The 25,773-nt window shown below is 72.9% G+C and carries 21 protein-coding genes; 16 read left to right on the top strand and 5 right to left on the bottom strand.

The features are described 5' to 3' along the window. Nucleotides 1–99: 99 nt before the first annotated feature. Nucleotides 100–585: a hypothetical protein gene (locus tag HNR10_RS04090; RefSeq protein ID WP_246406033.1), complete on the top strand. Its 486-nt coding sequence runs from the start codon at nt 100–102 to the stop codon at nt 583–585. A gap of 216 nt (nt 586–801) precedes the next feature. Here HNR10_RS04090 and HNR10_RS04085 read toward each other — a convergent pair whose 3' ends face one another. Continuing rightward, nucleotides 802–1,461 carry a DUF4352 domain-containing protein gene (locus HNR10_RS04085; RefSeq protein WP_179820955.1) on the bottom strand — a complete coding sequence of 220 codons (660 nt, stop codon included), beginning with the start codon at nt 1,459–1,461 and terminating at the stop codon, nt 802–804. A gap of 55 nt (nt 1,462–1,516) precedes the next feature. Then, nucleotides 1,517–3,142 (bottom strand): PucR family transcriptional regulator, encoded by a 1,626-nt coding sequence (locus HNR10_RS04080; RefSeq protein ID WP_179820953.1) that lies wholly within the window; start codon nt 3,140–3,142, stop codon nt 1,517–1,519. Nucleotides 3,143–3,277: 135 nt separating this feature from the next. Between HNR10_RS04080 and HNR10_RS04075 the strand changes: the two genes are divergently transcribed. Together HNR10_RS04075 and HNR10_RS04070 are read left to right on the top strand one after the other, a co-directional pair. Further along, nucleotides 3,278–4,576, top strand: coding sequence for an MFS transporter (locus HNR10_RS04075; protein WP_179820951.1), 1,299 nt, complete (start codon nt 3,278–3,280; stop codon nt 4,574–4,576). Nucleotides 4,577–4,631: 55 nt separating this feature from the next. Then, on the top strand, nt 4,632–6,245 hold the full coding sequence (locus HNR10_RS04070) for an amidohydrolase (protein WP_179820949.1): 1,614 nt from the start codon (nt 4,632–4,634) through the stop codon (nt 6,243–6,245). Nucleotides 6,246–6,340: 95 nt separating this feature from the next. Here the strand turns inward: HNR10_RS04070 and HNR10_RS04065 are convergent, their stop codons facing one another. Next, nucleotides 6,341–7,495, bottom strand: a complete 1,155-nt coding sequence (locus tag HNR10_RS04065; protein WP_179820948.1) for a S1 family peptidase — start codon at nt 7,493–7,495, stop codon at nt 6,341–6,343. Nucleotides 7,496–8,113: 618 nt separating this feature from the next. After that, a complete protein-coding gene (locus tag HNR10_RS04060; RefSeq protein ID WP_179820946.1) occupies nt 8,114–9,256 on the bottom strand; it encodes a S1 family peptidase in 1,143 nt (380 codons plus the stop codon). 688 nt (nt 9,257–9,944) lie between these two features. Here HNR10_RS04060 and HNR10_RS04055 point away from each other — a divergent pair. The 6 genes from HNR10_RS04055 to HNR10_RS04030 all read left to right on the top strand — a co-directional run bounded on the left by HNR10_RS04055 (nt 9,945) and on the right by HNR10_RS04030 (nt 15,866). Continuing rightward, nucleotides 9,945–10,148: a ubiquitin-like protein Pup gene (locus HNR10_RS04055; protein ID WP_053617641.1), complete on the top strand. Its 204-nt coding sequence runs from the start codon at nt 9,945–9,947 to the stop codon at nt 10,146–10,148. 209 nt (nt 10,149–10,357) lie between these two features. Beyond that, nucleotides 10,358–11,158, top strand: coding sequence for a proteasome subunit beta (gene prcB, locus HNR10_RS04050; RefSeq protein WP_179829513.1), 801 nt, complete (start codon nt 10,358–10,360; stop codon nt 11,156–11,158). 52 nt (nt 11,159–11,210) lie between these two features. Then, nucleotides 11,211–11,963, top strand: a complete 753-nt coding sequence (gene prcA, locus HNR10_RS04045) for a proteasome subunit alpha (RefSeq protein WP_179820944.1) — start codon at nt 11,211–11,213, stop codon at nt 11,961–11,963. Nucleotides 11,964–12,069: 106 nt separating this feature from the next. Further along, complete coding sequence (gene pafA, locus HNR10_RS04040) at nt 12,070–13,428, top strand: Pup--protein ligase (protein ID WP_121185627.1); 1,359 nt, start codon at nt 12,070–12,072, stop codon at nt 13,426–13,428. A 166-nt stretch (nt 13,429–13,594) separates the two neighbouring features. Further along, nucleotides 13,595–14,683, top strand: a complete 1,089-nt coding sequence (locus HNR10_RS04035) for an FKBP-type peptidyl-prolyl cis-trans isomerase (protein ID WP_179820943.1) — start codon at nt 13,595–13,597, stop codon at nt 14,681–14,683. 169 nt (nt 14,684–14,852) lie between these two features. Next, on the top strand, nt 14,853–15,866 hold the full coding sequence (locus HNR10_RS04030; protein ID WP_179820941.1) for a methionyl-tRNA formyltransferase: 1,014 nt from the start codon (nt 14,853–14,855) through the stop codon (nt 15,864–15,866). Between the two features lie 452 nt (nt 15,867–16,318). On the opposite strand, the gene HNR10_RS04025 is transcribed toward HNR10_RS04030, so the two are convergent. Beyond that, entirely contained in the window at nt 16,319–17,425 is a 1,107-nt protein-coding gene (locus tag HNR10_RS04025; protein WP_179820939.1) for a DUF3866 family protein, read from the bottom strand. 97 nt (nt 17,426–17,522) lie between these two features. On the opposite strand from HNR10_RS04025, the gene HNR10_RS04020 reads away from it, so the two are divergent. The 7 genes from HNR10_RS04020 to HNR10_RS03990 all read left to right on the top strand — a co-directional run bounded on the left by HNR10_RS04020 (nt 17,523) and on the right by HNR10_RS03990 (nt 25,653). Further along, nucleotides 17,523–19,574, top strand: a complete 2,052-nt coding sequence (locus HNR10_RS04020) for a helix-turn-helix transcriptional regulator (protein WP_179820937.1) — start codon at nt 17,523–17,525, stop codon at nt 19,572–19,574. Nucleotides 19,575–19,634: 60 nt separating this feature from the next. Continuing rightward, nucleotides 19,635–19,817, top strand: coding sequence for a hypothetical protein (locus HNR10_RS04015; RefSeq protein ID WP_179820936.1), 183 nt, complete (start codon nt 19,635–19,637; stop codon nt 19,815–19,817). Between the two features lie 65 nt (nt 19,818–19,882). Next, nucleotides 19,883–20,206, top strand: a complete 324-nt coding sequence (gene tatA, locus HNR10_RS04010) for a Sec-independent protein translocase subunit TatA (RefSeq protein ID WP_179820934.1) — start codon at nt 19,883–19,885, stop codon at nt 20,204–20,206. Nucleotides 20,207–20,402: 196 nt separating this feature from the next. Further along, nucleotides 20,403–21,233: a twin-arginine translocase subunit TatC gene (tatC, locus tag HNR10_RS04005; RefSeq protein WP_179829512.1), complete on the top strand. Its 831-nt coding sequence runs from the start codon at nt 20,403–20,405 to the stop codon at nt 21,231–21,233. Nucleotides 21,234–21,340: 107 nt separating this feature from the next. Continuing rightward, complete coding sequence (locus HNR10_RS04000; protein WP_179820933.1) at nt 21,341–21,769, top strand: DUF397 domain-containing protein; 429 nt, start codon at nt 21,341–21,343, stop codon at nt 21,767–21,769. Nucleotides 21,770–21,854: 85 nt separating this feature from the next. Further along, nucleotides 21,855–22,748 carry a diacylglycerol/lipid kinase family protein gene (locus HNR10_RS03995; RefSeq protein WP_179820931.1) on the top strand — a complete coding sequence of 298 codons (894 nt, stop codon included), beginning with the start codon at nt 21,855–21,857 and terminating at the stop codon, nt 22,746–22,748. A gap of 61 nt (nt 22,749–22,809) precedes the next feature. Beyond that, nucleotides 22,810–25,653 carry a DEAD/DEAH box helicase gene (locus HNR10_RS03990; RefSeq protein ID WP_179820929.1) on the top strand — a complete coding sequence of 948 codons (2,844 nt, stop codon included), beginning with the start codon at nt 22,810–22,812 and terminating at the stop codon, nt 25,651–25,653. Nucleotides 25,654–25,773 lie beyond the last annotated feature (120 nt).

Genomic DNA, 25,773 nt, shown 5'->3' with positions numbered 1-25,773 from the left:
TACGGCCGGGACCGGGTACGCCCGGCCCCGGCCGCCGCAGTGGGCGACATGAGTGCCGGTACTCAGGCGGCGCGCGCTGCGGCGCGGCACGATGGCCGCATGAACGAGACCACCTCCCCGCGCTCATCGTCCGCTTTCTCCCCCGTCGGCGGTGCGTGGGCCGCCGTCCTGCTCGCGGGCTCCGCGGCCGCGTCCTGGTGGCTGGTGCGCACGCCTCCCGAGGAGGAGGCCCGCGCCGGCGGCTTCGCCCTGGGCGAGGCGGACTACGCGGTCGAACCCCTGCCGCTGCCCGGGTGGGCGGAGGCGGTGATCGGCCCCCTGGGGCTGGTCCTGGCGCTGGTGGCGGCGGTGCTGCTGGTGCGCGCGGTGGCCGGGGGACGGATGCGCCCGGTCTGGGGGCTGGCGGTCGGATGCCTGGTGCCGATCGCGCTGATGGCGGGCGCTTGGTGGGCGATCGCCACGGCCCCGGTCATCGGCGCCAACATCGGCGCGGGCCTGGCCCAGCTGGTGTTCGTCCCCGCGAGTCTGCTGTGCCTGGCCGCCGCGCTCGGCTGCGCGGTCGCGGGCCGGCGGCGCCGCAACTGAGCCCGCCGCACGCACGGGGGACGGTCGTGGCGGCGGTTCCGGCCCGCCCCGCAGCGTCCTCGGTCGGGCGCGAGCGTGGACGACACCGAGCGCGTGCGGGGGCGCGCGACCTTCACCGAGGACGCCGAACTCTACGACCGGGCGCGGCCGGGCTACCCGCCGCGGATGTTCGACGACCTGGCCGAGCTGACCGGTGCCGGGCCGGGCCCGGGCGGGCTACTCGTCGGGTTCGAGGAGCCCTTCGCCGGAGACCAGGACCTCGGTGAACTCCGTCCCGGTGGGCGCGGTGAACAGCACGTAGGACGTCACGGAGGCACCCGGTTCGATGTCGTCCCAGAAGTAGTCCCAGGCGACGGTGAACTCGGCGTCCTGATCGTTGTGCAGGGTCCGGCCGTCGGTGGTCGTCCCGGTGGTGCCCTCGGTGTCGAAGGTGGTCGGCGCGTTGCCCTCGTTGGTGACGGTGAGCCGGTAGATGTGGAACTCCATGCCCTCGGGGGCGTCGTCCTCGAACGCGAAGCCGTCGGTGATGTGGGTGTCGGTGTAGCACCGCTCGACCTGGAGGAGCAGCGTGCCCACGCGGGTGCTGCTGCCGGTGTAGGCCTCCGGCGGCACCGACTCGGGGACCGCTCCGGCGGTGTCGGTGTCCGTCGCGGGTTCGGAGGCGGAGGGCCGGGTGGGCGGTTCGGCCTGCTCCTCCGGGGGCGGCGCGGACTCCTGGACCACCTGGGACGACTGGGTCCACAGGGGCGAGAGGGTGAACGCCAGCGCGGTGCCGCCGGCCGCGGCCACGAGCACGGCCAGAACCGCCGCCACCAGGAAGGTGAGCCGGTGGCGCGGAGTACTCGGGGGCGGCCGGTTCGGGGCCCGAGGATCCATACCACTGTGACACGGGCCACTGCCCGAATGTTCCCCCCGGCGTGTCCCGCGGACGTCAGGCGTGCCAGGTCCGGTCGCGGCAGGGCATGGGCGCCAGGCTCAGAGCCGTCCACAGTTCAAGGCGGGTGCGCGGGGCGTCCAGGGGGCGGCCCAGGACGCGTTCGGCGGTGCGCAGCCGGGACCGCAGGGTGTTGCGGTGCACGCCCAGGTCGCGGGCGGCGGCCTCGACCTGCGCCCCGTGGTCGAGGTAGTGCAGCAGCGTGTGCGCGAGGTCGGTGCCGTGGCGGCGGTCGTGCTGGTGCAGGGGTCCGAGCACGGAGTCGGTGAAGGCCCGCGCGCCCTCCCGAGGCACCGCCGAACGGAACAGGTCCCAGGCGTCGGCCTCGTCGGTGTTGCGGTAGCCCTCCGACGCGGCCTGGCGGGCCCGGGTCAGCGCCGAGGGCAGGTCGGCAACCCCGCGCGCACCGCAGGCGCCGGCGCCCCGCGGGGCGTTCGGCGCGTGGGCCAGCGCGCGCAGCAGGCGCTCCCCGGCGTGCGGCCCCGCCCCGGCGTGCGGTCCGGTACCCGTGCGCGCTTCCGTGTCCGTGCGCGGTCCGGGGTCGGTGTGCGCTTCCGCCCCGGCGCGCGGTCCGGAGCCCGTACGCGGTCCGGGACTCGCGGGCAGCACGGCCACGACCGCGTCGGCCAGCGCGCACAGTCCCGCGCGGTCGGCCGCGTCGGTGGCCCCGAGCACGTCGGACAGGGCGTCGGCCGCCTCGTCGACCAGTGCACGGGGGTCCTCGCACGGCAGGACCACCACCTCCCAGGGCGGGTCGGGCAGCGTGAGCGGGGGCGCGGCGCGGCCGGAGACCGCCGCGGCCACATGGGGCGCGCGCTGCCGGTGCAGGGCGCGCCGGGTGTCACGCGAGTGCAGCAGGTCCACCGCCAGCAGGGACGCGGCGTGGTTGGCGAGCATCCTGGTGTGCGCCGTGACCTCGGCGCCGCAGTGCAGGGCCAGCCAGCCGAGGGTCCGTCCGGCCGGACCCAGGTTCTGGAGCAGGACCGCCGCCCCCTCATGGTCGAGCACCGCCATGCCGCGCGGGCGCCGGGCGGTGCCGGCCACCGTGGAGCGCACGAGCCGGTGCCAGGGCTGCTCGGCGGCCGGGGACGCGGCGCTGGTCATGCCGTTGCGGTCCAGCAGCAGCGACCGCCCTCCGGTCGAGGAGGCCAGGGTGGTGACGACCCCGGCCGGCCCCGAGCGCAGGGCCGCGCGCGCCATGGCGTCCTGGGCGGTGAGCACGCGGCTCTGGGCCCGGCCGCGCTCGGCGGCGTGGTGGGCGGCGACCGCCTCGACCACGGCGATGAAGGGCGTCTCGCCCTCCACGGCGAGGACGGGCAGGCCCAGGCGGTCGCCCTCGGCGACGACGGCGGGCGGGACGGTGTCGCCGGGATCGTCCAGGGCCACGCCCACCCCGACGCATCCGGCGTCGTGCAGGCGGCGGACGTAGGCGCGCTGGTCGTCGGCGGCGGCGCCCAGGCCGAGGCCCGCGGTCAGGACGAGCTCGCCGCCCCGGAGCCAGTGGACGGGGTCGTGCAGCTCGGTCACGTGCGCCCAGCGGATCGGCCGGTCGAGCCCGGCGCGCCCCGCCACCGCGCGGACCTCCAGGTCCGGCGCCCCGGTGATGTCGCGAACGGTGATCACGTCGGCCTCCCCGTGTTGTGCGATGTGCACATCAGTCACAGGGTGCCATGTGCAGTTCGGCCCTGCACGCGGTGCCGGGTGGTGACTACCGTCGCACCATCACAGCCGTGGCCCGGCGCCACGAACGGAGGACCCATGACACACCGCACATCCCTCACGTCCGCCCACCCCGCGCGGGCGGCGACGGCGGCCTTCGTCGGCACGACCATCGAATGGTTCGACTTCTACATCTACGCCACCGCCGCGAGCCTGGTCTTCGCGACGATGTTCTTCCCCGAGGGCGTCGACCCCGTCGTCGGGCTGATGGCGTCGTTCGCGACCTTCTCGGTCGGCTTCTTCGCCCGACCGCTCGGCGGCATCGTCTTCGGGCACTTCGGCGACCGGCTGGGCCGCAAGTCGGCCCTGGTCGTCACCCTGCTGATGATGGGCACGGCCACGTTCTGCGTGGGCCTGCTGCCCACCTACGAGCAGGTCGGGTTCGTCGCGCCCCTGCTCCTGGTCGTCCTGCGCTTCGTCCAGGGCATCGCCGTGGGCGGCGAGTGGGGCGGCGCGGTCCTGATGGCCGTGGAGCACGCGCCGGAGAGGCACAAGACCTTCTACGGCTCCTTCGCCCAGCTCGGCAACCCCGCCGGCGCGCTGCTGGCGACCGGTTCGTTCGGCCTCATCACCGCCTGGGACACCGACCTGCTCTACACCTGGGGCTGGCGCCTGCCGTTCCTGGCCTCGATCGTGCTGGTCCTGGTGGGCCTGTTCATCCGCCTGAAGGTGGAGGAGTCGCCGGTCTTCGCCGCGGTCCAGGAGGGGACGGGCGAGCCCGAGGGCCTGCCCGTGCGCGAGGCCGTGCGCACCTCCTGGCGTTCGCTGCTGCTGGGCATCGGCGTCCTGCCGGTCGCGGTGGGCGGCTACTACGTCGTCACCACGTTCCTGCAGGCCTACGGGGTGACCGAGGTCGGTATCAGCGAACAGGTCATCCTCAACGGCCTGACCCTGGCGGCGTTCGTGGAGCTGGTCGCCACCCTGGGGGTGTCGTGGCTGGGCGACCGCTTCGGGACCGTGCGCGTGGTCACCGTGGGCCTGGCGGCCGTGGCCGTCCTCGCGCTGCCGCAGTTCCTGGTCATGTCGACCGGCAGCACCGCGCTGATCCTGCTCATGCTGTGCGTCATGCGCCTGGCGATGGCCACCGTCTACGGGCCGATCGCCCGTGTGCTCGCCCAGATGTACCCGCCGCGGGTGCGCTACACGGCGATCTCGATCGCCTACCAGGTCGCCGGCGCCCTCTTCGGCGGGCTCTCGCCGCTGGTGTGCACGGCGCTGTTCGCCGCGACCGGCAGCATCCTGCCCGTCGTGGGGCTGTTGGTCGCGATGGCGCTGGTGAGCATCGTGTGCCTGCACCGGGCACCGCGCCACCGCGACGCCGAACTGCTGTCCGCCTGAGATCCCCCGGCCGCCGGAACGCCGGCGGCCCCGCCACGAGGAGGAGAACTCGCCCGTGTCCGCTCTGCTCATCCACAATGCCAACGTCCTGACCATGGACGACGCCAATCCCCGGGCTGCCGCCGTGGCCGTGCGGGAGGGACGGGTCCGCCTCGCCGGGACCGCCGAACAGGCTCGTGCCGCGGCCGGGCCGGGGGCGGTGGAGGTGGACGCGGGCGGCCGTACCGTCATCCCCGGGTTCATCGACCCCCACAACCACCTGCTGTCCACGGCCGAGTCCCTGGCGGCCGTGGACGCGGGCTACCCGCGGGTGGGCAGCGCAGCCGACCTGGTCCGCGTGGTCGCTGAGGAGGCCGCCCGCACCCCGGCGGGCCAGTGGATCCGCGCCTTCCACATGGACGACGCCAAGTACCCGGGCGGGCGGCCCACCCGCCGCCACCTGGACGAGGCCACCGACGAGCACCCGGTGATCGTCTACCACGTCTCCGGCCACCAGGCGGTGGTCAACTCCGCGGCGCTGGCCTGGAGCGGGATCACCGAGAACGTCACCGACCCGGCCGGGGGTTCGTTCGTCCGCGACGAGGCGGGCCGGCTGACGGGCATGGTCCTGGACTCGGCGATGGAGCTGCTGCTGCCGCTGGCGGTGGACATCGGCTGCCACGGCCCCAACTTCCACACCGCCCTGCCCGCCGACCAGCTGCTGGGCTGGCTCTCCGACGCGGCGGGCCCGTACCTGTCCGCCGGTGTGACCACGGTGTGCGACCCCCAGGTCTCCGCCCGCGAGCTGCGCGTGTACCGGGCCGCCCGCGCGGCGGGGACGCTGCCGCTGCGCACCTTCGGCATGCCCCTGTCGCACCAGCTGGACGCGCTCACCAGCGCCGGGCTCGCCAGTCCCTTCGGTGACGACTGGCTGCGCCTGACCGGTATGAAGTTCTACTCCGACGGCACGCTGCTCGGCGGCACCGCGAAGTTCTCCGTCCCCTACGGCGAGCACGGCGAGTTCGCGGGCAGCCTCTACCACGACCCGGACCGGCTGGTGGACCTGGTCACCCGGGCGGCCGGCGAGGGCTGGCAGGTGGCGATCCACACCCAGGGCGACGCCGCCATGGAGCACACCCTGGCCGCGATCGCCTCGGCCGCGCGGGTCTCGGGACCGGACGCGCGCCCGCGCGTGGAGCACTGCGGCTATCCCACCCCGGAGCAGGCCAAGCGCTTCACCGACCACGGGGTGATCCCGGTCAACCAGCCCAACTTCCTGCACGACAGCGGCGGCGACTTCCTGCGCCGGCTGGGGGAGCGCGCGCACCGGCTCCAGCCCATGCGCGAGGAGATCGACCTGGGGCTGCGGCCCGTGCTGTCCAGCGACTCCTTCGTCTCCAGCCTGCGCCCGATGGACACCGTGGCCAACGCGGTGTGCCGTACCACCCGGGAGGGGCTGGAGATCGGGGCCGACCAGGCGGTGACGCTGCACGAGGCGCTGCGCGCGCACACCCTTGACGCCGCCCACGCCCTCGGGGTGGAGGACCGCCTGGGGGCGCTGCGGCCGGGATACCTGGCCGATCTGGTGGTGCTCGACGCCGACGTGGAGACGATGGACGCCGACCGGCTGCGCACGGTGGGAGCGTGGCTGACCGTCCTGGACGGGGAGGTCGTGCACGGGGCCGGTTGAGCCGCGCCCGGGACGAGGGGGCGCACAAAGGGGACGTCCCCGCCCGCGTGCGGCGCGGACGGGGACGTCGGGGGATGGTGCGGGGACGGGGTGGCTCAGCTCGTGCGGATGTTCACGCCCCACGAGCTGATCATCGGCGCGACCTCCTGGTAGTAGGTCGTGCCGCCGGAGGAGCAGTTGCCCGAGCCGCCGGAGGTGACGCCCTGGGCCTGCGTGCCGGAGATGAACGAACCGCCGGAGTCGCCGGGCTCGGCGCACACGTTGGTGCGGGTGAGCGAGTAGACGGTGCCCTGCGGGTAGCGGACGGTCTGGTTGCGGGCCTGGATGGTGCCGCAGTGCCAGCCGGTGGTGGAGCCCGAGCGGCACACGGCCGAGCCGATCGGTGCCTGGGAGGTGCCGGTCACGGACTGGTAGCCGCCGGAGTTGTAGCGGTAGACGAGGTTGTAGAGGGTGAAGTTGGACGTGCCGCGGACGAAGGCCGCGTCGTTGCCGGGGAAGACCGAGCGCTCGAAGACGCCGGTGCCGTTGCCGATGGTGACGCGGGTGCCGACGTCGCCGCAGTGGCCGGCGGTGACGAACCCGGGCTGGCCGGAGCTGTTGGTGGCCGGGAAGCCGACGGAGCAGCGTCCGCCCATGTAGTAGGCCAGACCGCCGACGATGTTGGCGTAGGTCTCGGCCTGCTCGTCGACCTCCTCGACCTGGACCGCGGAGGCGTCCACGCCGGCGGCCTCGACGAGGGCGTCGACGTCGGCGTCGGAGCCCTCCAGGACCTCGACGACGACGGTGTCGCTCTCCACGTCCGGGTACCAGCCCACGACGCCCTCCTGGGCGTCGGCGGCGTTGAGGTCCTCGACGACCTCTTCGAGTCCGTCGAGGCCGTGGTCGACGACGGTGGCCTCGGCGCCGGCCGCCTCGACCGCGGACACGGCGTCGGCGTCGGTCACCAGGACGGTGAGTTCACGGGTGTCGATGTCGAACAGGGAGCCGCCGTAGGCGTCGCCCGCGGCCTCGGTGGCCTCGGCGTCGACGTCCAGTGCCGCCTCCTGCGCCTCAAGGAGCTCTTCTGCCTGTGGGGTGGACAGATCGAGGTCCTGGGCCAGTGCCTCCAGCATGCTGGAGGCGTTGTCGTCGGGGGTGGGGGCCGAAGGCGCGGCGGCCGGTGCCGCGAGGGCTCCCGGTGCCATGGTGAGGGCGAGACCGAACGCCAGGGCGCCGGTGCCGATGGCGGAGATAACGGGGGAGGGTCGCATTGATCCCTACTCTCCAAGGGGGATTGGCGGGGGAACGGGGGCACCGCCTGGGTGGGGCGCTGTCCCCTTATCGGAAGCGAGTTCCTTTCACTCCCGATATTCACCGATACATCCGGTAAACGATTCACCACCTTAGGTCGACACTTTGGTGGGCGAAAGACCCGCTTTGAGAAGGATCATTCAGTTCGAGATGGGGTGATCGGGTCACTGGATTTCTGGTGATGACTACTCGTAGCCATCGAGTGGTTGACCTTGCGTTATCGGGTGCGCGTAGTGACGGAGTGAGAGCACCGCGTGTGCGCAAGGGGGGATTTCTGGCCGGATGCGGCCAGTGGTACGGGGTACCGATCGTGACCGCGTGGATACACCGTCGTCATACCTGAGGTCAGAGGGGTGGGGCCGGCCGCCGCCCGGACCGCCCCGGGCCGCCGGGGGTCGGGGCCGCACCCCCCGGGCTTGACAGCGGTGCCCGTGCAGAGCATCTGCCGGGCGTGCGCACAGCGAACACGCCGATGTCCGCGCCGCCGGTCCGTCGTGCCCGTACCCGTACACGACGGCGCCCCCGGCCGCTCTCGCGGCCGGGGGCGCCGGTGGGGTGAGCTGACGCCTCCAGGGTCCTTAGCCGGTGACCAGGCTCAGGTCCCACGCGCTCAGCAGCGGGCCGGCCTCCTGGTAGAAGGTCGTCCCTCCGCTGGTGCAGTCGCCCGAGCCGCCGGAGGTCACGCCCTGGGCCTGCGACCCGGAGACGAACGAGCCGCCGGAGTCGCCGGGCTCGGCGCACACGTCCGTGCGAGTCAGGCCCTCGACGGTGCCCTGCGGGTAGGTCACCGTCTGGCCGCGGGCCTCGATGGTGCCGCAGTGCCACCCGGTCGTGGAGCCCGAGCGGCACACGGCCGCACCGACGGGAGCCTGCTCGGCCCCGGTCACGGCCTGGTCGGCGCCCTCGACGAGATTGGTCGGGTTCCAGTTCGACGTCGCGCGCACGAACGCGCCGTCGCTGCCCGGGAACACGGACTCCTCGAAGACACCGGAGCCGGTGCCGTCACCGCTCTCGGCCGGGGTGCCCGCCGTACCGCAGTGGCCCGCCGTGACGAATCCGGGCGCGCCGGCGCCGTCGGTGACCGCGAAGCCGACCGAGCACCGGCCGCCGCCCATGAAGTAGGCCTGCCCGCCGACGATGTCGGCGTAGGTCTCGGGCCGCTCGTCGACCTCCTCGACCCGGACGGCGGAGGCGTCGACGCCCGCGGCCTCGACGAGGGACCCGGTGTCGGCCCCCTCCAGGGCCTCGATGACGACGGTGTCGCTCGCGATGTCCGGATACCAGCCCACGACGCCGTCCGGGGGTCCGGCCTCGCCCAGTTCCCGGGACACCCGGGCCAGGCCGTCTGTCCCGTGGTCGACGACCTCGGCTCCCGCGCCCGCGGCCTCGACCGGCTCCACGTAGGCCGGGTCGGTCACCAGGACGGTCAGTTCGCGGGTCTCGGCGTCGAACAGCGAGCCGCCGTAGGCCTCGCCTGCGGCCTCGGCCGCCTCGGCCTCGACGGCCAGGGCCTCCTCCTGTGCACGGAGCAGCTCTTCGGCCCCGAACGGGGTGAGGCCGAGGTCCTGCTCCAGCGCGTCCTGCATCGTCATGGCCTGCTCGTCGGCGACGGTCTCGGCCGGGACGGGTTCTCCGCCCGCGTTCGGTACCACCGCGAGGGCGGCGCCGAGCGCGAGCGCGCCGGCGCCGACCACCGCGATGGGGATCACGGAGGATCTCATGGGATCCCTACTCTCTTCGGGGGTGGATGGGGGTGGCCGGGGCCGGACCACGGGGGTCTCCGGCCCCGCCGCGGGGGCTCGGGCCGGGCCCGGCCCCGCGCTGTCGACCGTGACGTTCCGGTCAACGAGGCCCCACCCTAGGTACACACCCTGTGCGGCGATAGGCCCTCTCGGTTCCCGAACGGATCACGCGCGCCGGGTCGCGCGGCACTCCGGCGGCCCACGGTTCGCGGTGTCGTGCCGCGGCCGGGCTGACCTCCTCCTCGCCCGCGGCGGCCGTGCGCGCGTCCACTGTGACCGATGTTGTCCAGAGGGGCAGAATGGCCGAATGTGGACAGGGGTATCGGGTGTCGGCCGGTCCCGGGTGGCCACTGGGGCGAGGTCCCGTTCCACCGGTCCCGCGCCGCGGGGCACGGCCGGTCCAGGCCCGGACACGCCGGTCCCGGTCCGTCACGGCGGCGACCTGTGCGATCGCGTGCGGGGGACCCCCGCCCGCCCGTGGCGGGTGCCCATGGGGGTGCGGCTCCGGCCGCGGACCTCTCCCTTCGCCGCGGCGGGGAGGCCGACCCCGGCGGTGACGGGGAGGCCGCCCCAGGTAACTAGCCAGTATCGGGCCACGGGAAGTGGGTTGAGCCGCTCGTGGTTGGGCCAAGATAAGGGCGAGAGCCCCGAACGGGAGGTAGCGAGGATGGCGACGAAGGACACCGGCGGTCAGAAGCACGCCTCACGCCGCGACGAGGAGGTCGAGGAGACCGAGGCCGCGGCGGACGTCCAGGAACGCAAGGAACAGATGGACGAGGACGTCGACGACATTCTCGACGAGATCGACGACGTGCTCGAGAGCAATGCCGAGGACTTCGTGCGGCAGTTCGTCCAGAAGGGCGGACAGTAGCCGCCCGCGGTGGTTCGCTGACAGCGCACTCGGGCACCACCAGCCCCACTGTGCGCGGGACTAGGGTCGGTTTCACGGCCGGGCGCACGGCTCGGCCGCCGCAGACAAGAACAACAGGCGCCCCACCCGCCCCCACGCCGGGGTGGGGCGCGAGTGGAGGGAGTCGCGTGTTCGCAGGGTTCGAGGGCGGACGGTTGCCCGCCGCGTTCATGAGTGCGGGAACCTCGTCATTCACGGAGTTTCTCACGTCGGTCCACCCGGAGATGCTGCCCGGGCACAGGCTGCCCGAGAGCGGTGCGGCCGGGCACCTCACCCCTGACGCGACGACCATCGTCGCCCTGACCTTCCCCGGGGGAGTACTCCTGGCCGGCGACCGCCGGGCCACCCAGGGCAACGTCATCGCCAACCGCGACATGGAGAAGGTGTTCCGCACCGACGAGTTCTCCGCCGTGGCGATCGCCGGATCGGCCGGGTTCGGCATCGAGCTGGCCCGCCTGTACCAGGTCGAGCTGGAGCACTACGAGAAGATGGAGGGCCGTTCGCTCACCCTGGAGGGCAAGGCGAACAAGCTCGCCCAGATGGTCCGGGGCAACCTGGGCCTGGCGATGCAGGGCTTCGTGATGATCCCGCTCTTCGTCGGGTTCGACGAGAACACCGCGCAGGGGCGGGTGTTCAGCTACGACGCCGTCGGCGGCCGCTACGAGGAGCACCGCTACCACTCCATCGGCTCGGGCTCGGTCTACGCCCGGGGCTCGATCAAGAAGCTCTACACCGACGACCTGGACGAGACCACCGCGATCAAGGTGGCGCTGGAGTCCCTCTACGACGCCGCCGACGACGACTCCGCCACGGGCGGACCGGACCTGCACCGCAAGATCTTCCCGCTCATCGATGTCATCACCGAGGACGGGCACCGGCGGATCCCCGCCGAGGACGTCGCCCGGCTGGCCACGGAGGTGGTCGAGGGACGGGCCGCCGACCCCGACGGACCCACCGCCAGCCTGAGCTGACCTGCCCCGCCCCACACCAGACATTCCCCGAGTAGCGAAGGAACGATCCGCGGTGTCGATGCCGTTCTACGTCGCCCCTGAACAGCAGATGAAGGACAAGGCGGACTACGCGCGCAAGGGCATCGCGCGCGGCCGCAGCGCCGTCGTCCTGCAGTACGAGGGTGGCATACTCATGGTGGCGGACAACATGTCCCGCACCCTGCACAAGATCAGCGAACTGTACGACCGGATCGGCTTCGCCGCCGTCGGCCGCTACCCCGAGTTCGAGAACCTGCGCCTGATGGGCGTCCGCTTCGCGGACGTGCGCGGCTACCAGTACGACCGGCGCGACGTCAGCGGGCGCCAGCTCGCCAACATCTACGCCCAGACGCTGGGCACCGTCTTCAGCGAGAGCCTCAAGCCGTGGGAGGTGGAGATCGTCGTCGCCGAGGTCGGGGACACCGCCGACGACGACGAGATCTACCGCATCACCTTCGACGGCTCCATCGTCGACGAACAGGGCTTCGTCGCGGTCGGCGGCTCCTCCGACCACGTCGGAACGGTCCTGAAGGACCGCTTCGCCGCCGACGCCCCCCTCAGCGCGGCCCTCAACACGGCCACCCACGCGCTGGCCAGGGAGAACGGGGAGGAACGCGAACTGGAGGCCGCCAACCTGGAGGTCGCCGTGCTGGAGCGCTCCAGGGAGCACCGCAAGTTCCGCCGCATCCACGGACGGCGCCTGACCACCCTCATCGAGGAGGGCCAGGCGGCGGCCCGTACCGCCTCCGGCGGCGGCGCCACCACCGAGGACGAGGCCAACGAGTGACCTGCGAACAATGATCACGATGCGGCGCGGGGACGTGTCGCGGCGCGGGTGTGGACGGCGAGGCCCCGCCGTTCACACCCCGGTGACGGGAAGTTGGTGAGTCCGCGTGGAACGACGGATCTTCGGGCTGGAGAACGAGTACGGAGTCACGTGCACCTTCCGGGGGCAGCGCAGGCTGTCGCCCGACGAGGTGGCCCGCTACCTGTTCCGGCGGGTGGTCTCCTGGGGGCGCAGCAGCAACGTCTTCCTGCGCAACGGGGCCCGCCTGTACCTGGACGTGGGCAGCCACCCCGAGTACGCGACCCCCGAGTGCGACAGCCTGCTGGACCTGGTGGCCCACGACAAGGCGGGCGAGCGGATCCTGGAGGGGCTGCAGGTCGACGCCGAGCAGCGCCTCCACGAGGAGGGCATCGCCGGCGACATCTACCTGTTCAAGAACAACACCGACTCGGCGGGCAACTCCTACGGCTGCCACGAGAACTACCTCGTGGGCCGGCACGGCGAGTTCGGCCGCCTGGCCGACGTCCTCATCCCCTTCCTGGTCACCCGCCAGATCATCTGCGGAGCGGGCAAGGTGCTGCAGACCCCGCGCGGCGCCCTGTTCTGCGTCAGCCAGCGGGCCGAGCACATCTGGGAGGGCGTGTCCTCGGCGACCACGCGCTCGCGGCCCATCATCAACACGCGCGACGAGCCGCACGCCGACGCCGAGCGGTTCCGCCGCCTGCACGTCATCGTCGGCGACTCCAACATGAGCGAGACCACCACCCTGCTCAAGCTGGGCTCGACCGACCTGGTGCTGCGGATGATCGAGGCCGGGGTGGTCATGCGCGACTACACCCTGGAGAACCCCATCCGGGCCATCCGCGAGGTCAGCCACGACATGACCGGTCGGCGCAAGGTGCGCCTGGCCAACGGCCGCGAGGCCAGCGCCCTGGAGATCCAGCGCGAGTACCTGGAGAAGGTCCAGGGCTACGTGGACCGCCACGGCACCGACGCCGTCGGCAAACGGGTCCTGGACCTGTGGCAGCGCACCCTGGAGGCGGTCGAGACCCAGAACCTGGACCTGGTCTCCCGGGAGATCGACTGGGTGGCCAAGTACAAGCTGCTGGAGCGCTACCGCGACAAGCACGACCTGTCCCTGTCCTCGCCCCGGGTGGCCCAGCTCGACCTGACCTACCACGACATCCACCGCGACCGCGGCCTGTTCTACCTGATGCAGAACCGCGGCCAGATGGAGCGGGTGGTCAACGACCTGAAGATCTTCGAGGCCAAGTCGGTGCCCCCGCAGACCACCCGCGCCCGGCTGCGCGGCGAGTTCATCCGCCGCGCGCAGGAACAGCGTCGCGACTTCACCGTGGACTGGGTGCACCTCAAGCTCAACGACCAGGCGCAGCGCACGGTGCTGTGCAAGGACCCCTTCAAGTCGGTGGACGAGCGGGTGGAGAAGCTCATCGCCGGGATGTGAGCGGCCGGCCGTCGAGGGCCGATCCCCCGCGGGGCGGCCCTCGCGGCGACGACGGGTGACGGGCGGGTGGCGCCCGCGTGACCTCCGAGCATGGCCAAGGGTGGCCGAACTCCCTCTTTTCGGTAGTGTGACTCTGTCCTGAGCCGGAAATCAGAGGTTGTGACTCATGCACCGACGTGCTGCCGCCCTCGCGGTGCCACTGACCGCCATCGCGCTGGCGGTCTCAAGCTGTGGATCCATCCCCGACGAGTGGCGCACTCCCGCCTTCATGCGCATGGGCGAGGACGAACTCGACCCCCGCCTGCCCGAGGTGAGCGGTGATGTCGGGGAGGAACCGGAGGTCACCTTCCCGGACAACGAGCCGCCGGACGAGGAGATCTCCGGCATCGTCAGCCAGGGATCCGGCGAGGACGAGCTGGTGCGCAACGACGACCTGCTCGTCGCCAACGTCGCCCAGTACCAGTGGACCGCCCCGGGCGAGGGCGAGCTGGTGGAGGGGCAGTCCAGCTACGAGACGGGCGCGCCCGACCTCGTTCGCATGGAGCAGATGCCCGAGTACATCACCGAAGGGCTGGTCAACCAGCCGGTCGGCAGCCGGGCGGTGTTCGTCTTCCCGCCGCTGACCGAGGAGGAGCGCACCCAGGCCGAGGCGGCCGGCCAGCCGGCCCCCGAGGGCGCCAGCGTCCTGGTCCTCGACGTCATGGACCGCTTCAACAAGGGCGCGGTCGTGCCCGGCGAGCAGACCTCGAACGGCGGCGGCGACCTCCCGGAGGTGGTCCAGGAGGGCCACAGCCAGCCGGAGATCACCATCCCCGAGACCGACCCGCCCGAGGACCTGGTGGTCGAGCCCCTCATCGAGGGCGACGGCCCCGAGGTCGAGGAGGGCCAGCAGGTCATCGTCCAGTACACGGGCGTGCGCTGGGAGGCCGACGAGAACGGCGCACACGAGCCTTTCGACTCCACGTGGAGCCGGGCCGGCGACCCGTTCGACACCACGATCGGCGCGGGCGCCGTCATCGAGGGCTGGGACGAGGGCATGGTCGGCCAGTCGGTCGGCAGCCGCCTGCTCCTGGTCGTCCCCGGTGACATGGCCTACGGCGAGACCGAGGAGGAGGCCATGGGCGGACCCGTGGGCACCCTCGTCTTCGTGATCGACATCCTGGGCGCCGTGGACAACCCGCCGCCCGCCGAGGAGCCGAGCGCCGACCCCAGCGCCGAGCCCTCCGAGGGCGAGGAGGAGGGCTCCGAGGAGTAACCGCCGCGGCGCGCGCCCCGACGCGCACCCCACCACGCCCGGCCGGGCCGCCCCGGCCGGGCGTTCGGTGTCCCCCGGGGGCGGACACGCCCGGACCGCGGGTGGTCCGCGGCGCGCCGGACCGGGTGCGTAGAGTCGGGGCAAACGGTCCTGGAGCGAGGGGGAGCCCATGGCTGACCAGCGTCGCTACTGCTATGTGTCCGGGCTGAGCCTGGGCATCACCGCACTGGAGGAGCTGTGCGCCCGGGGGAGGCCGCCGAGCCTGGTGCTGTCCTACCCGGCCGAACTCGCGCACCGGTCGGGCTACGCCGACTACGAAGCGGTGACGCGGCACCACGGCCTGCCGCACCTGCGGGTCGCCGACATCAACTCCGACGAGGCCCGTGACGCCCTCGCCACCCACGCCATCGACCTGATGGTCGTCGCGGGCTGGTCGCAGATCGTCCACGAACAGGTCCTGTCCGCCCTGCCGCTGGGAGCGGTGGGCCTGCACCCCACGCCGCTGCCGGTGGGACGCGGACGCGCGCCCATCACCTGGACGATCCTGCGGGACTTCCGGGCCAGCGCGGTCACGCTCCTGCATCTGGACGCCGAGCCCGAGACCGGCGACATCATCGACCAGACCTGGTTCGACCTGGCCCCGGACGTGACCGCCACCCACCTGTACTCCATGGTGGCGCGCCTGCAGTCGGACCTGCTGGTCCGCCACCTGGACGACGTCCTGGCCGGCACCGCCCCCCGGCGGCGCCAGACGGGTCACTCGTCGGTGTGGCCGCGGCGCCGTCCCAGTGACGGCCACCTGGACTTCGGCGCCGCCGGGCGGGACGTGGACCGCATGGTGCGGGCGCTGGCCGAGCCCTACCCGGGGGCCTTCGCGATGTTCGGGGGCGCCCGGATCACGCTGTGCTCGGGGCGGCTCGACGAGTCCGTGCCGGGCGGGGCGCCCGGGCAGGTCGTCGCCGCGGGCCAGGGCCGCACCTGGGGTGTGACCTGCGGGGACGGGACGGTGTTCGTCCCCGACGCCCTGCGCGTGGACGAGGGCGTGCGGGCCGAGCCCACCTCGCTGGCCATGTTCCGGCCGGGCGCGTTCTTCGACGCCCCCTCGACGCACATGCTCGACGCCACCCAGCGCGCGCCGGTCCCCGGCCAGGCGCCCAGCCCGGAGAACCTGCTCCGCGCCTGAGCCGAGGGCTACCGTTACAGTCCCGCGCCCCGAGGGCGCCGTTCTCGGGTGTCTGAGCAGAGGCCGGAGCGGTTCCGCTCACCGTGACCCCAGGGGGTGTATCCGGGCCAAAGCAGGAAGGGCTGCGCCGGAGGCGTCCGTTGAGGGTGGTGGTGGGCGACGGTGTGGGAACGAGCGGCGGCCCAGAGAAAGCGCAGTGAGGGCGCCGACGGGTCCTGGAGTGGCTGGAGGTGGATCCCCGAGGAACGAGGGGGTACACCGGAGGGCGCGAAGGCCCCATCTCAAAGGCGCACGGACCCGCTCACCGTGACCACAGGGGGTCTATCCGGGCCAAAGCGAGGATACGAGCGGCGGCCCAGAGAAAGCGCAGTGAGGGCGCCGACGGGTCCTGGAGTGGCTGGAGGTGGATCCCCGAGGAACGAGGGGGTACACCGGAGGGCGCGAAGGCCCCGTCATAGGGCGCCCGAGCGCCCGAACAACCGGGCGGCGTGCCGGCCGGCGGCCGCGGCGCTCAGGAACGCGGGCCGGTCCTCCTCCAGTCCCCGGCCCATCGTGGACACCTTGACCGGCAGGGCGCGCAGCTCGTCCTCCAGTCCGGCCACCTCCACGTTGACCAGGGCGTGCCGCTGGCCCAGCGCGGCGGTCTGGGTGCGCACGAGTTCGCCGAAGGGCCCGGGCAGGGCGGGGACCACCACGTCCGCCCTGGCCAGGGCGACCCGGCCGAAGGCCGTCAGGCTGTGGTGGGAGACGCCGCGGTGGCGCTCGCGCCGGTCGGCCTCGCTGATCCGCAGGGCGGCGACGGGGCGTCCGCCCAGCACGCCGACCGCGTTCACGGCCTCTCCGCAGGCCACGCCGGAGAACCCCCAGGGCGTCCCCGTGCCGAGGTTGCCCGGCCCCTGGCAGACCACGGCCAGGTCGGCGCGGAGCACGTGGCGGGCGGCGAGCAGCCCGGAGTGCACCGTCACGGCCTCCAGATCGCCGCCGTAGGCCTGGCCGGTGGTCACGCAGCCCGTCAGCAGCCCCTCCTGTCGCAGCGCTCCCACGAGCTGTGAGAAGGCGGCGGGCAGGGCTCCACCGTCGAGCATCACGTACGCGATCCGGGCGTCGGGGTTCTCGGCGCGCACGCCCGCCACGACCGCGGGCAGCGACGAGTGCAGGTCGGCGACCACCACGGGCATCCTGTCCACCCCGGTGGCCGCGCGCAGCCGGCCGTGGTGCGGCGAGTCCTGCTCGTCGGTGCCGAGGACGGTGGTCTGCAGCGGTGTGTAGCGGGCCTTGACCAGGTGCCCGGGCCCCTCGCCGTCGGGCGGCAGCCGGTCGGGCACGGCCACGACCAGCGCGTATCCGCCGGTGCCCAGCCCCAGATCCAGGGCACCGGTGTTGAGCAGCACCTCGTCGCCCACCTCGGGGCGGCCCACGACGTCGGGGTAGGCCAGTGCGCGGCACCGCCGCGGGGCGGGGTCGTCGTCCCCGCGCGGACGGACGTCCACCTCGCAGACGCGTACCCCCGGCCAGGAGGGCAGGACCTGACGGACTTCTCCACGGCGCCACCGGATCATGCTGGGCACGGTACCTTCGATGCTGAGCCGGTGTCGGGACGACGCGCCCTCGCGTGTCCGGCCGGTCGTCCACCGAGTGTCGAGAAGGGTGCGGGCGATGTCGCGCAGGAAAACGGAACGCCAGCTGAACCTGGTCATCTGTCTGTTGTCCACGCGCCGCCATCTGACCGCGCAGGAGATCCGGCAGACGGTGCTGGGCTACGCCGAGGCGGAGTCGGAGTCGGCGTTCAAGCGCATGTTCGAGCGCGACAAGCGGGAGCTGCGCGACAGCGGTATCCCCATCCAGGTCGGCACCGGTGACGCGGTCAGCGGTGAGGAGGGCTACCGCATCTCCCGCAGCGACTACGAGCTGCCCGAGATCGAACTGCTGCCCGACGAGGCCCTGGTCCTGGGCCTGGCCGCGCGCGCCTGGCGGCACGCCTCGCTGGGCGAGGCGGCGGCCAACGCCCTGTTCAAGCTGCGGTCGGCCGGCGTCCCGGTGGACACCGAGGCCGCTCCGGGCCTGACCCCGGCCATGCGCACCGACGAGCCCTCCTTCGGCCCGGTGTGGCAGGCCGTACGCGACCGCCGCCCCATCGCCTTCGACTACCGCAAGCCCGGCCAGGCCGGCTCAGAGCGGCGCGAGATCGAGCCGTGGGGCATCGTCAACCAGAACGGCCACTGGTACGTGGTCGGTCACGACCGCCGCCGCGGAGCGCGCCGGGTCTTCCGGCTCGGACGCGTGCGCGGCGAGGTGGACGTGCTGCGCGGCGGCCCCGACGTGCAGGTGCCCGAGGGGGTCGACCTGCGTTCGGTGGTGGCCACCCAGAGGGCCGAGCCCGAGCGCTCGGCCACCGTGCGGGTGCGCACCGACTCCGCGCACGAACTGCGCCGCCGCGCGCTGCGCGTGGTGCCCGGAGAGCGCGACGGCGGCGGCGTCGGATGGGACACCCTGAACTACCCCTACGTCGACACCCCCGACCTGGTGCGGACGGTGGCCTCCTTCGGCTCGCGCGCCGAACTGGTCGAGCCCGCCGACGCCCGCGCCGCGGTCGCCGCCCACCTGGCGGCCACCGCCGAGCACGAGGTCGCCCCGGGCGAACCCGAGGACGCGGTCGTCCCGGACGAGGCGGTGGCGCCCGCGCGCGGCCCGCGCTCCTCCGACCAGCTGCGCCGCCTGCTCATGCTCGTGCCCTACGCACTGGGTCGCGACCTGCGGGTGGAGGAGGTGGCCCGCCACTTCGGGCTCAGCGAGAAGCAGGTGGTGGCCGACCTGGGCCTGCTGTGGATGTGCGGCCTGCCCGGCTACACCCCCGGCGACCTCATCGACGTCGACCTGGACGCGGCCCGGGAGACCGGGGAGATCATCCTCGGCAACGCCGACACCCTGGCGCAGCCGCTGCGGCTGACCGCCGACGAGGCCGCGAGCCTGGTCGTGGGGGTGTCTCTGCTGGAGGCCCTGCCCGAGGCCGAGGGGTTGGAGGGCGGAGCCCTCAAGCGGGTGGGCGAGAAGCTGCGCGCCGCGGCCGGTGCCGCCGCCGGCGCCCTGGTCGACGCCGTGCAGGTCCGCATGGACATGGACGAGCAGGTCGCCCTGACGCAGCGCCGCTGCGCCGACGCCCTGGAGTCCGGCCAGCGGCTGCACCTGCGCTACCTCTCGGGCTACCTGGACCAGGTCACCGAGCGCGAGGTGGACCCCATGGGGCTGGTGGTGCAGGACGGCAACCAGTTCCTGGAGGGGTACTGCCGCCTGCGCCAGGACGTGCGCCTGTTCCGCCTGGACCGGGTGCTGGAACTCACCGTGCTGCCCTACGCGGCCGAGGTACCCGAGGGGGTGGGCCGCCGCGACCTGTCCGCGGGCGTCCTGCAGCGCTCGGACCGCGACGCCCTGGTCACCCTGGACCTGGAGCCCTCCGCCCGCTGGGTGACCGAGGACTACGTCTGCGAGTCGGTGCTCGAACGCGAGGGCGGCGGTGTCCGCGCGACCCTGCGCACGCCCGCGCCGGCCTGGGTGGCGCGGCTGGCGCTGCGCCTGGGACCGGAGTGCCGGGTGGCGGCTCCGGCGGCCCTGGCGGAGGAGGTGCGGGCCGAGGCCCTGCGGACCCTGGAGTACTACCGACCGGCCCAAACGCCCGTTTCCCTGGTCGAGACCACTTCGTCGCCGGAGTGAGGCGCACATGTTCATGGAGGCGTGGGGTGTAGGTCATCCCGAAAGGGATATGGTGAATTCGTGATCGTCCTCGCTGTCCTGTTCGTGGTGGTTCTGACCGGAGCCGCCGTCGGTGCGCTCGCGCTGCGCGTGCGCGGCGCCGCACGCGCACTGTCCGCACAGGTGAACCGGGCGTCGGGCGACTACCAGGCGAGCGGCGCCGCCCTGCGCGAGCGCGTCCGCCGGAGCGGTGCGGGGGCGTGATGGCCCCGCGGCGCATGCGCGTACCATCGAAGGCGCCTGGTCGCGCCCCAGAGAGAGGTTGAACCATGGGACCCTTTAACGGACCTACCATCGCCATCCTGGTGATCCTGGCCCTGCTGCTCTTCGGAGCCAAGAAGCTTCCGGACCTCGCCCGCTCCCTCGGTCGCAGCGCGCGCATCCTCAAGGCCGAGAGCAAGGGCCTGGTCGACGACGACAACGAGTCGACCGAGGACGACACGCAGCAGCAGGCCGGCCGGCAGCAGCAGGGCCCCCAGGCCTCCGCGCCCGCCGACGCCCCCCAGCAGCAGCAGGGCTACCCCCAGCTGCCCGCGGGCCAGCGCATCGTCCACGAGTCCGGCGAGCCCACCCGTCACACCTACGGCAACTGAGCGGGTCCGCCCCCGGGGCGCGGCGGTGTCCGGCGACCAGGGGCGGTAGGAACCGACAGGGCCAGGCCCTGGGGGCGCGGCGCCACGCGGCGCCGCGCCGGACGGTTGTCAGGGGGTGGCCGCGTGCGCGGCCCCGAGGAGACAGGAAAGTGACGGCACGATGACGGCACGACGCCGGGAGAACCCAGAGGCCCGGATGCCGCTCATGGAGCACCTGCGCGAGCTGCGCGGACGCCTCACCAAGGCGATGATCGCCCTCATCCTCGGCGGTGTGGTCGGGTACTTCGTCTACGACATCGTCTGGGAGATCCTCAAGGCGCCCTACTGTTCGCTGCCCGAGTCCGAGGCGGTCGACCCCGAGGGCTGCTCGCTCATCGTCACCGGCCCCTTCGACGCCTTTTTCGTCGCCTTCAAGGTGTGGGCGTTCGTCGGAGCCCTGGTCTCCGCGCCGTTCTGGCTCTACCAGCTGTGGGCGTTCGTCGCCCCGGCCCTGCACAACCGCGAGAAGAAGTACGCCTTCATCTTCGCCCCTCTGGCCGGCCTGCTGTTCATCGGCGGCGCGGTCCTGGCCTACTTCGTCACCTCCCTCGCCCTGACCATGCTGTTCGGCTTCCTGCCCGAGGACGCGCTGACGTTCCTCACCATCGGGGAGTACCTGGACTACATGGTCGTCATGATGGGCATGTTCGGCCTCGGGTTCGTCCTGCCCCTGCTGGTGGCCCTGCTCAACATCGCCGGGATCCTGCCGCACGCGGCCATCGCCAAGTGGCGCCGCGTCATCATCTTCGCCTCGTTCGCGGTCGCCGCGATTATCACCCCGGCCGAGCCGATCTCGATGCTCGCCCTGGCCGTCCCGCTCGTGATCCTCTTCGAGCTCGCCGAGCTGTTCGCCTTCCTCAACGACCGCCGCAAGCGCCGCGAGGACCCCTACGCCGGCCTGGACGACGACGAGATCTCCGAACTCGACGAGGAGCTCTCGCCGCTGGAGGACACCGAGGCCGGACCGGAGACCGGAAAGCGGACCTGAGGAGCGGGCCGGAACCGCTAGGGTCGGGCCCAGTGGGCGACCGTAGGGCCCACCGGGCCCGGGGAACGGCCTCCGGGTCGGACCGGTGACTGGGAAGAGGAAGCACGATGAGCGAGCGGTCCGAGGCCAAGCGGGAGCTCCCTCCCGAGGCGATGGGCAACGAGAAGTGGCACGACACCACACACGCGGTGTGGATGCGTTCCTCGCTGTCCAAGGACGACTCCGAAGCGGTCGTCGAGGTGGCCCGGTTCGACGATGATTTCCGCGCCGTCCGCGACGGCAAGGCCCCGGAGAAGGGCACGCTGTTCTTCACCCCCGCGGAGTGGGAGGCCTTCGTCCTGGGGGCCCGCGACGGCGAGTTCGACATTCCCGAGGAGTACCTCACCGAGGAGGAACGCCGCATCCAGAACCGCGAGGTCGAGGTCGACGTCGCCTGGGTGCCCTCCCCGCTGAACACGCCGGAGGCGATGGAGGAGTACCATCGCCGCCAGCGCGAGGAAGCCGAGCAGGAACAGGGGCAGGACGCCCGCTCCTGACGTACCCCCGGGGCGCGGGGGAGTGCGGGCGGCCTCCACGCGTCCGCACACTCCCGCACCCGTTGGTTAGCAAGGTCCCCATTCCATGACCCCCCACATCGCCCTCCTGGTCAACCCCGCCTCCGGCCGGCGCCGTGCCGCGGTCACCGCGGTGCGCCTGAAGGAGGCGCTGCGCGAGGCCGGCGCCCGCGTGTTCGTCTACAGCGGCGACTCGGCCGCGGACAGCCGCAGGCTGGCCCGACTGGCGGTCGCGGACCGCCCCGACGCCCTGGTCGCGGTGGGCGGCGACGGGCTCGTGCACCAGGCCCTGCAGTCGGTCGTGGGCAGCGGTGTCCCCCTGGCGGTGATCCCGGCGGGCACAGGCAACGACATCGCCCGCGCGTTCTCCTCGCGCCGCCTGCCGCCGCGTCGGGCCGCCGAGGCGATCCTGGCCGGGCGCGGCCGCTCGGTCGACTGCGTGCGCCTGAGGCTGGCCGACGGCACCCGGCGCCACTACCTCAGCGTGCTGGCCTGCGGATTCGACGCCCGCGTCAACGAGCGCGTCAACGGCTTCCGGTTCGGGATCGGCCGCGCGGGCTACCTCGTGGGGCTCCTGGCCGAGCTGCGCGCCTTCACCCCCATCGACTTCGAGATCACGGTGGACGGGCGCCGGATCGCCGAGCCGGGCATGCTGGTCGCGGTCGGCAACACCAGCGCCTACGGCGGCGGTATGCACGTGTGCCCGGACGCCGTCCCCGACGACGGGCTGCTCGACGTGGTCTTCGCCCGCCAGGCCCCGCTGGGCCGGTTCCTGCGGCTGTTCCCGCGCGTGTTCAACGGCAGCCACACGAGCCTGGAGGAGGTCGTGGTCGAGCGCGGCCGCACGGTCACCATCGAGGGAGCGGCGGGCGCGGCCTACGCCGACGGCGAGCGCGTGGGTCCGCCCCGCCTGGAGTGCGAAGTGGTCCCCAAGTCCGTCGAACTGCTGGAGCTGTCCTAACGGCTCCGCACCGCGTCCCGCATAGGATCTCAGTGATGAGATCTGAGACGCTGGGTGCCCTATGAGTAGTCACGCTGAGCGGTACGCCGCCTTCCGTCGGCGCAAGAGCGCCTCCAGCGCCGCGATCGAGGCCTTCCAGGGCCTCTACGGGTTCGAGTTCGACCCCTTCCAGGTCCGGGCGTGCAAGGCCCTGGAGAAGGGGCACGGTGTCCTGGTGGCCGCGCCCACCGGGTCCGGCAAGACGGTGGTCGGCGAGTTCGCCGTGCACCTGGCCCTGGGCGAGGGCACCAAGTGCTTCTACACCACGCCCATCAAGGCGCTGTCCAACCAGAAGTACAACGACCTGGTCCGCCGGTACGGCGCCGAGCAGGTCGGCCTGCTGACCGGTGACAACAGCGTCAACGGCGAGGCGCCCGTGGTCGTGATGACCACCGAGGTGCTGCGCAACATGCTCTACGAGGGCTCATCGACGCTGGGGGGACTCGCCTACGTCGTCATGGACGAGGTCCACTACCTCGCCGACCGGTTCCGCGGCGCGGTGTGGGAGGAGGTGATCATCCACCTGCCCGAGTCGGTGCGCATGGTCGCCCTGTCGGCCACCGTCAGCAACGCCGAGGAGTTCGGCGAGTGGCTGCAGCAGGTGCGCGGGGACACCACGGTCATCGTCGATGAGAAGCGGCCCGTACCGCTGTGGCAGCACGTGATGGTCGGCCACCGCATGCACGACCTGTTCGTGGACGTGCCGGAGGAGACCGGTGAGGCCCGTGAGGAACAGCCGGAGGGCCGCAAGGGCAAGCGCAAGCGTGAACGCCGCCGCCAGGGCGGCGGGCGGCCCCGCGAGATCCAGGTGGGCGGGCGCACGCTGCACATCAACCCGAGTCTGACCCGGTTCGCCGAGGAGGACGCCCGGGTCACCCAGCTCGCCGACCGGCGCCGCCACCCGCAGTCGCGGGCGCGGGGCGGCCCGCCGCGGCCCCGTTCGCGGTTCGCGCCGCCCCAGCGGCCGACGGTGATCGAGGAGCTCGACGACCAGGGCCTGCTGCCGGCGATCACCTTCATCTTCAGCCGGGCCGGCTGCGACGACGCCGTACGCCAGTGCCTGGCCTCGGGCCTGGTCCTGACCACGCCGGAGGAGGCCGCCGAGATCCGCGAGTACGCGGAGTCCCGGTGCGCCGACATCCCCGCCGCCGACCTCACCGTGCTGGGGTTCGACGCGTGGCTGCGCGCCCTGGAGGCGGGGATCTCCGCGCACCACGCCGGGATGCTGCCCGCCTTCAAGGAGGTCGTGGAGCAGCTGTTCTCGCGCGGGCTCATCCGCGCGGTCTTCGCCACCGAGACCCTGGCGCTGGGCATCAACATGCCCGCCCGCACCGTGGTCATCGAGAAGCTGGACAAGTGGAACGGCGAGACCCACGCCCAGCTCACCCCGGGGGAGTACACCCAGCTCACCGGGCGGGCCGGGCGCCGGGGAATCGACGTGGAAGGCCACGCCGTGGTGGTGTGGCAGGCCGGTACCGATCCCGAGTCGGTGGCCAGCCTGGCCGGCACGCGCACCTACCCGCTCAACTCCAGCTTCCAGCCGTCCTACAACATGGCGGTGAACCTGGTCGGCCAGGTCGGCCGCAGGCGCAGCCGCAACATGCTGGAGGCGTCCTTCGCCCAGTTCCAGGCCGACCGCGCCGTGGTGGGCCTGGTCAAGCAGCTGCGCAAGCACGAGGAGGCGCTGGAGGGCTACGCGCAGGCCGCCGAGTGCCACCTGGGCGACTTCATGGAGTACGCCGGGCTGCGCCGCGCCCTCAGCGACCGGGAGGCCGTGCTGTCGCGGACGCGGTCGGTCCAGCGCCGCGACGAGGCCCTGGAGTCCTTGGAGCGGCTGCGCACGGGGGACATCATCCGCATCCCCTCGGGCCGCTTCTCCGGGCACGCCGTCGTGCTGGACCCGGGGCTGCGCAACGACCCGCCCGCGCCGCTGGTGCTGACGGTCGACAAGCAGGTCAAGCGGATCAACTCCACCGATTTCACCGTGCCGGTGAAGGCCTCGGGGCGGATGCGCGTCCCGAAGTCGTTCTCGGCGCGCTCCCCGCGCTCGCGCCAGGACCTGGCCTCGACCCTGCGCAACAAGCTCAAGGAGCAGGGCTCCGACCCCGCCTACGAGCGCGGGCCGCGCGGGCAGGGCGAGGACCCCGAGGTGCGGCGGCTGCGCGCGCAGCTGCGGGAGCACCCCTGCCACGGGTGCGCCGAGCGCGAGGACCACGCCCGCTGGGCCGAGCGCTACTTCCGGTTGGCCAAGGAGACCGACGCCCTGCGCCGCAGGGTCGAGGGCCGCTCGCACGTCATCTCACGCACCTTCGACCGGGTGTGCGGGGTGCTGGAGGACCTGGAGTACCTGTCGGGGGACACGGTTTCGGAGGAGGGCGGCCGACTGGCCAAGGTCTACTCCGAACTGGACCTGCTGGTCGCCGAGTGCCTGCGCCGGGGGGTCTGGAAGGACCTGACGCCGCCCGAGCTGGCCGCGTGCGTGGCCTCGCTCGTCTACGAGGCGCGCCGCAACGACGACGCCTACCCGCGGCTGCCCGGCGGGCGGATCGAGGAGACGCTCGCGGAGATGGTGCGGCTGTGGGGCGAGTTGCACGAGGTGGAGTCGCGCCACCGGGTGTCGTTCCTGCGCCAGCCCGACCTGGGCTTCGTGTGGACGGCGCACCGCTGGGCGCGGGGCGACCGCCTCGACGCGATCCTGCGCCAGGCGGACATGCCCGCGGGCGACTTCGTGCGCACGGCCAAGATGCTGGTGGACATGCTCAGCCAGATCGCCGGGGCCTCCGGCGACTCCGAGGTGCGTACGACCGCCCGGCGGGCGTGCGACCTCGTCCGGCGCGGCGTGGTGGCCTACACCTCGCTCACCTAGGACCGGTCGGGCCGGGCCCGGGGCGGGACTGCCCCGGGCCCTGGCGGGCCCTGCCAGGGAACGCCGGTGACCTGCGGCGGCCGTCGCGGCCGCTCGGCCCGGGGCGCCGGCCCCGGGCCG

The sequence above is a fragment of the Nocardiopsis aegyptia genome, assembly GCF_013410755.1.
Classification (GTDB): Bacteria; Actinomycetota; Actinomycetes; order Streptosporangiales; family Streptosporangiaceae; genus Nocardiopsis; species Nocardiopsis aegyptia.
Note: the sequence above shows the minus strand (reverse complement) of the source record. Positions and strands in the feature narration are given on the sequence as shown.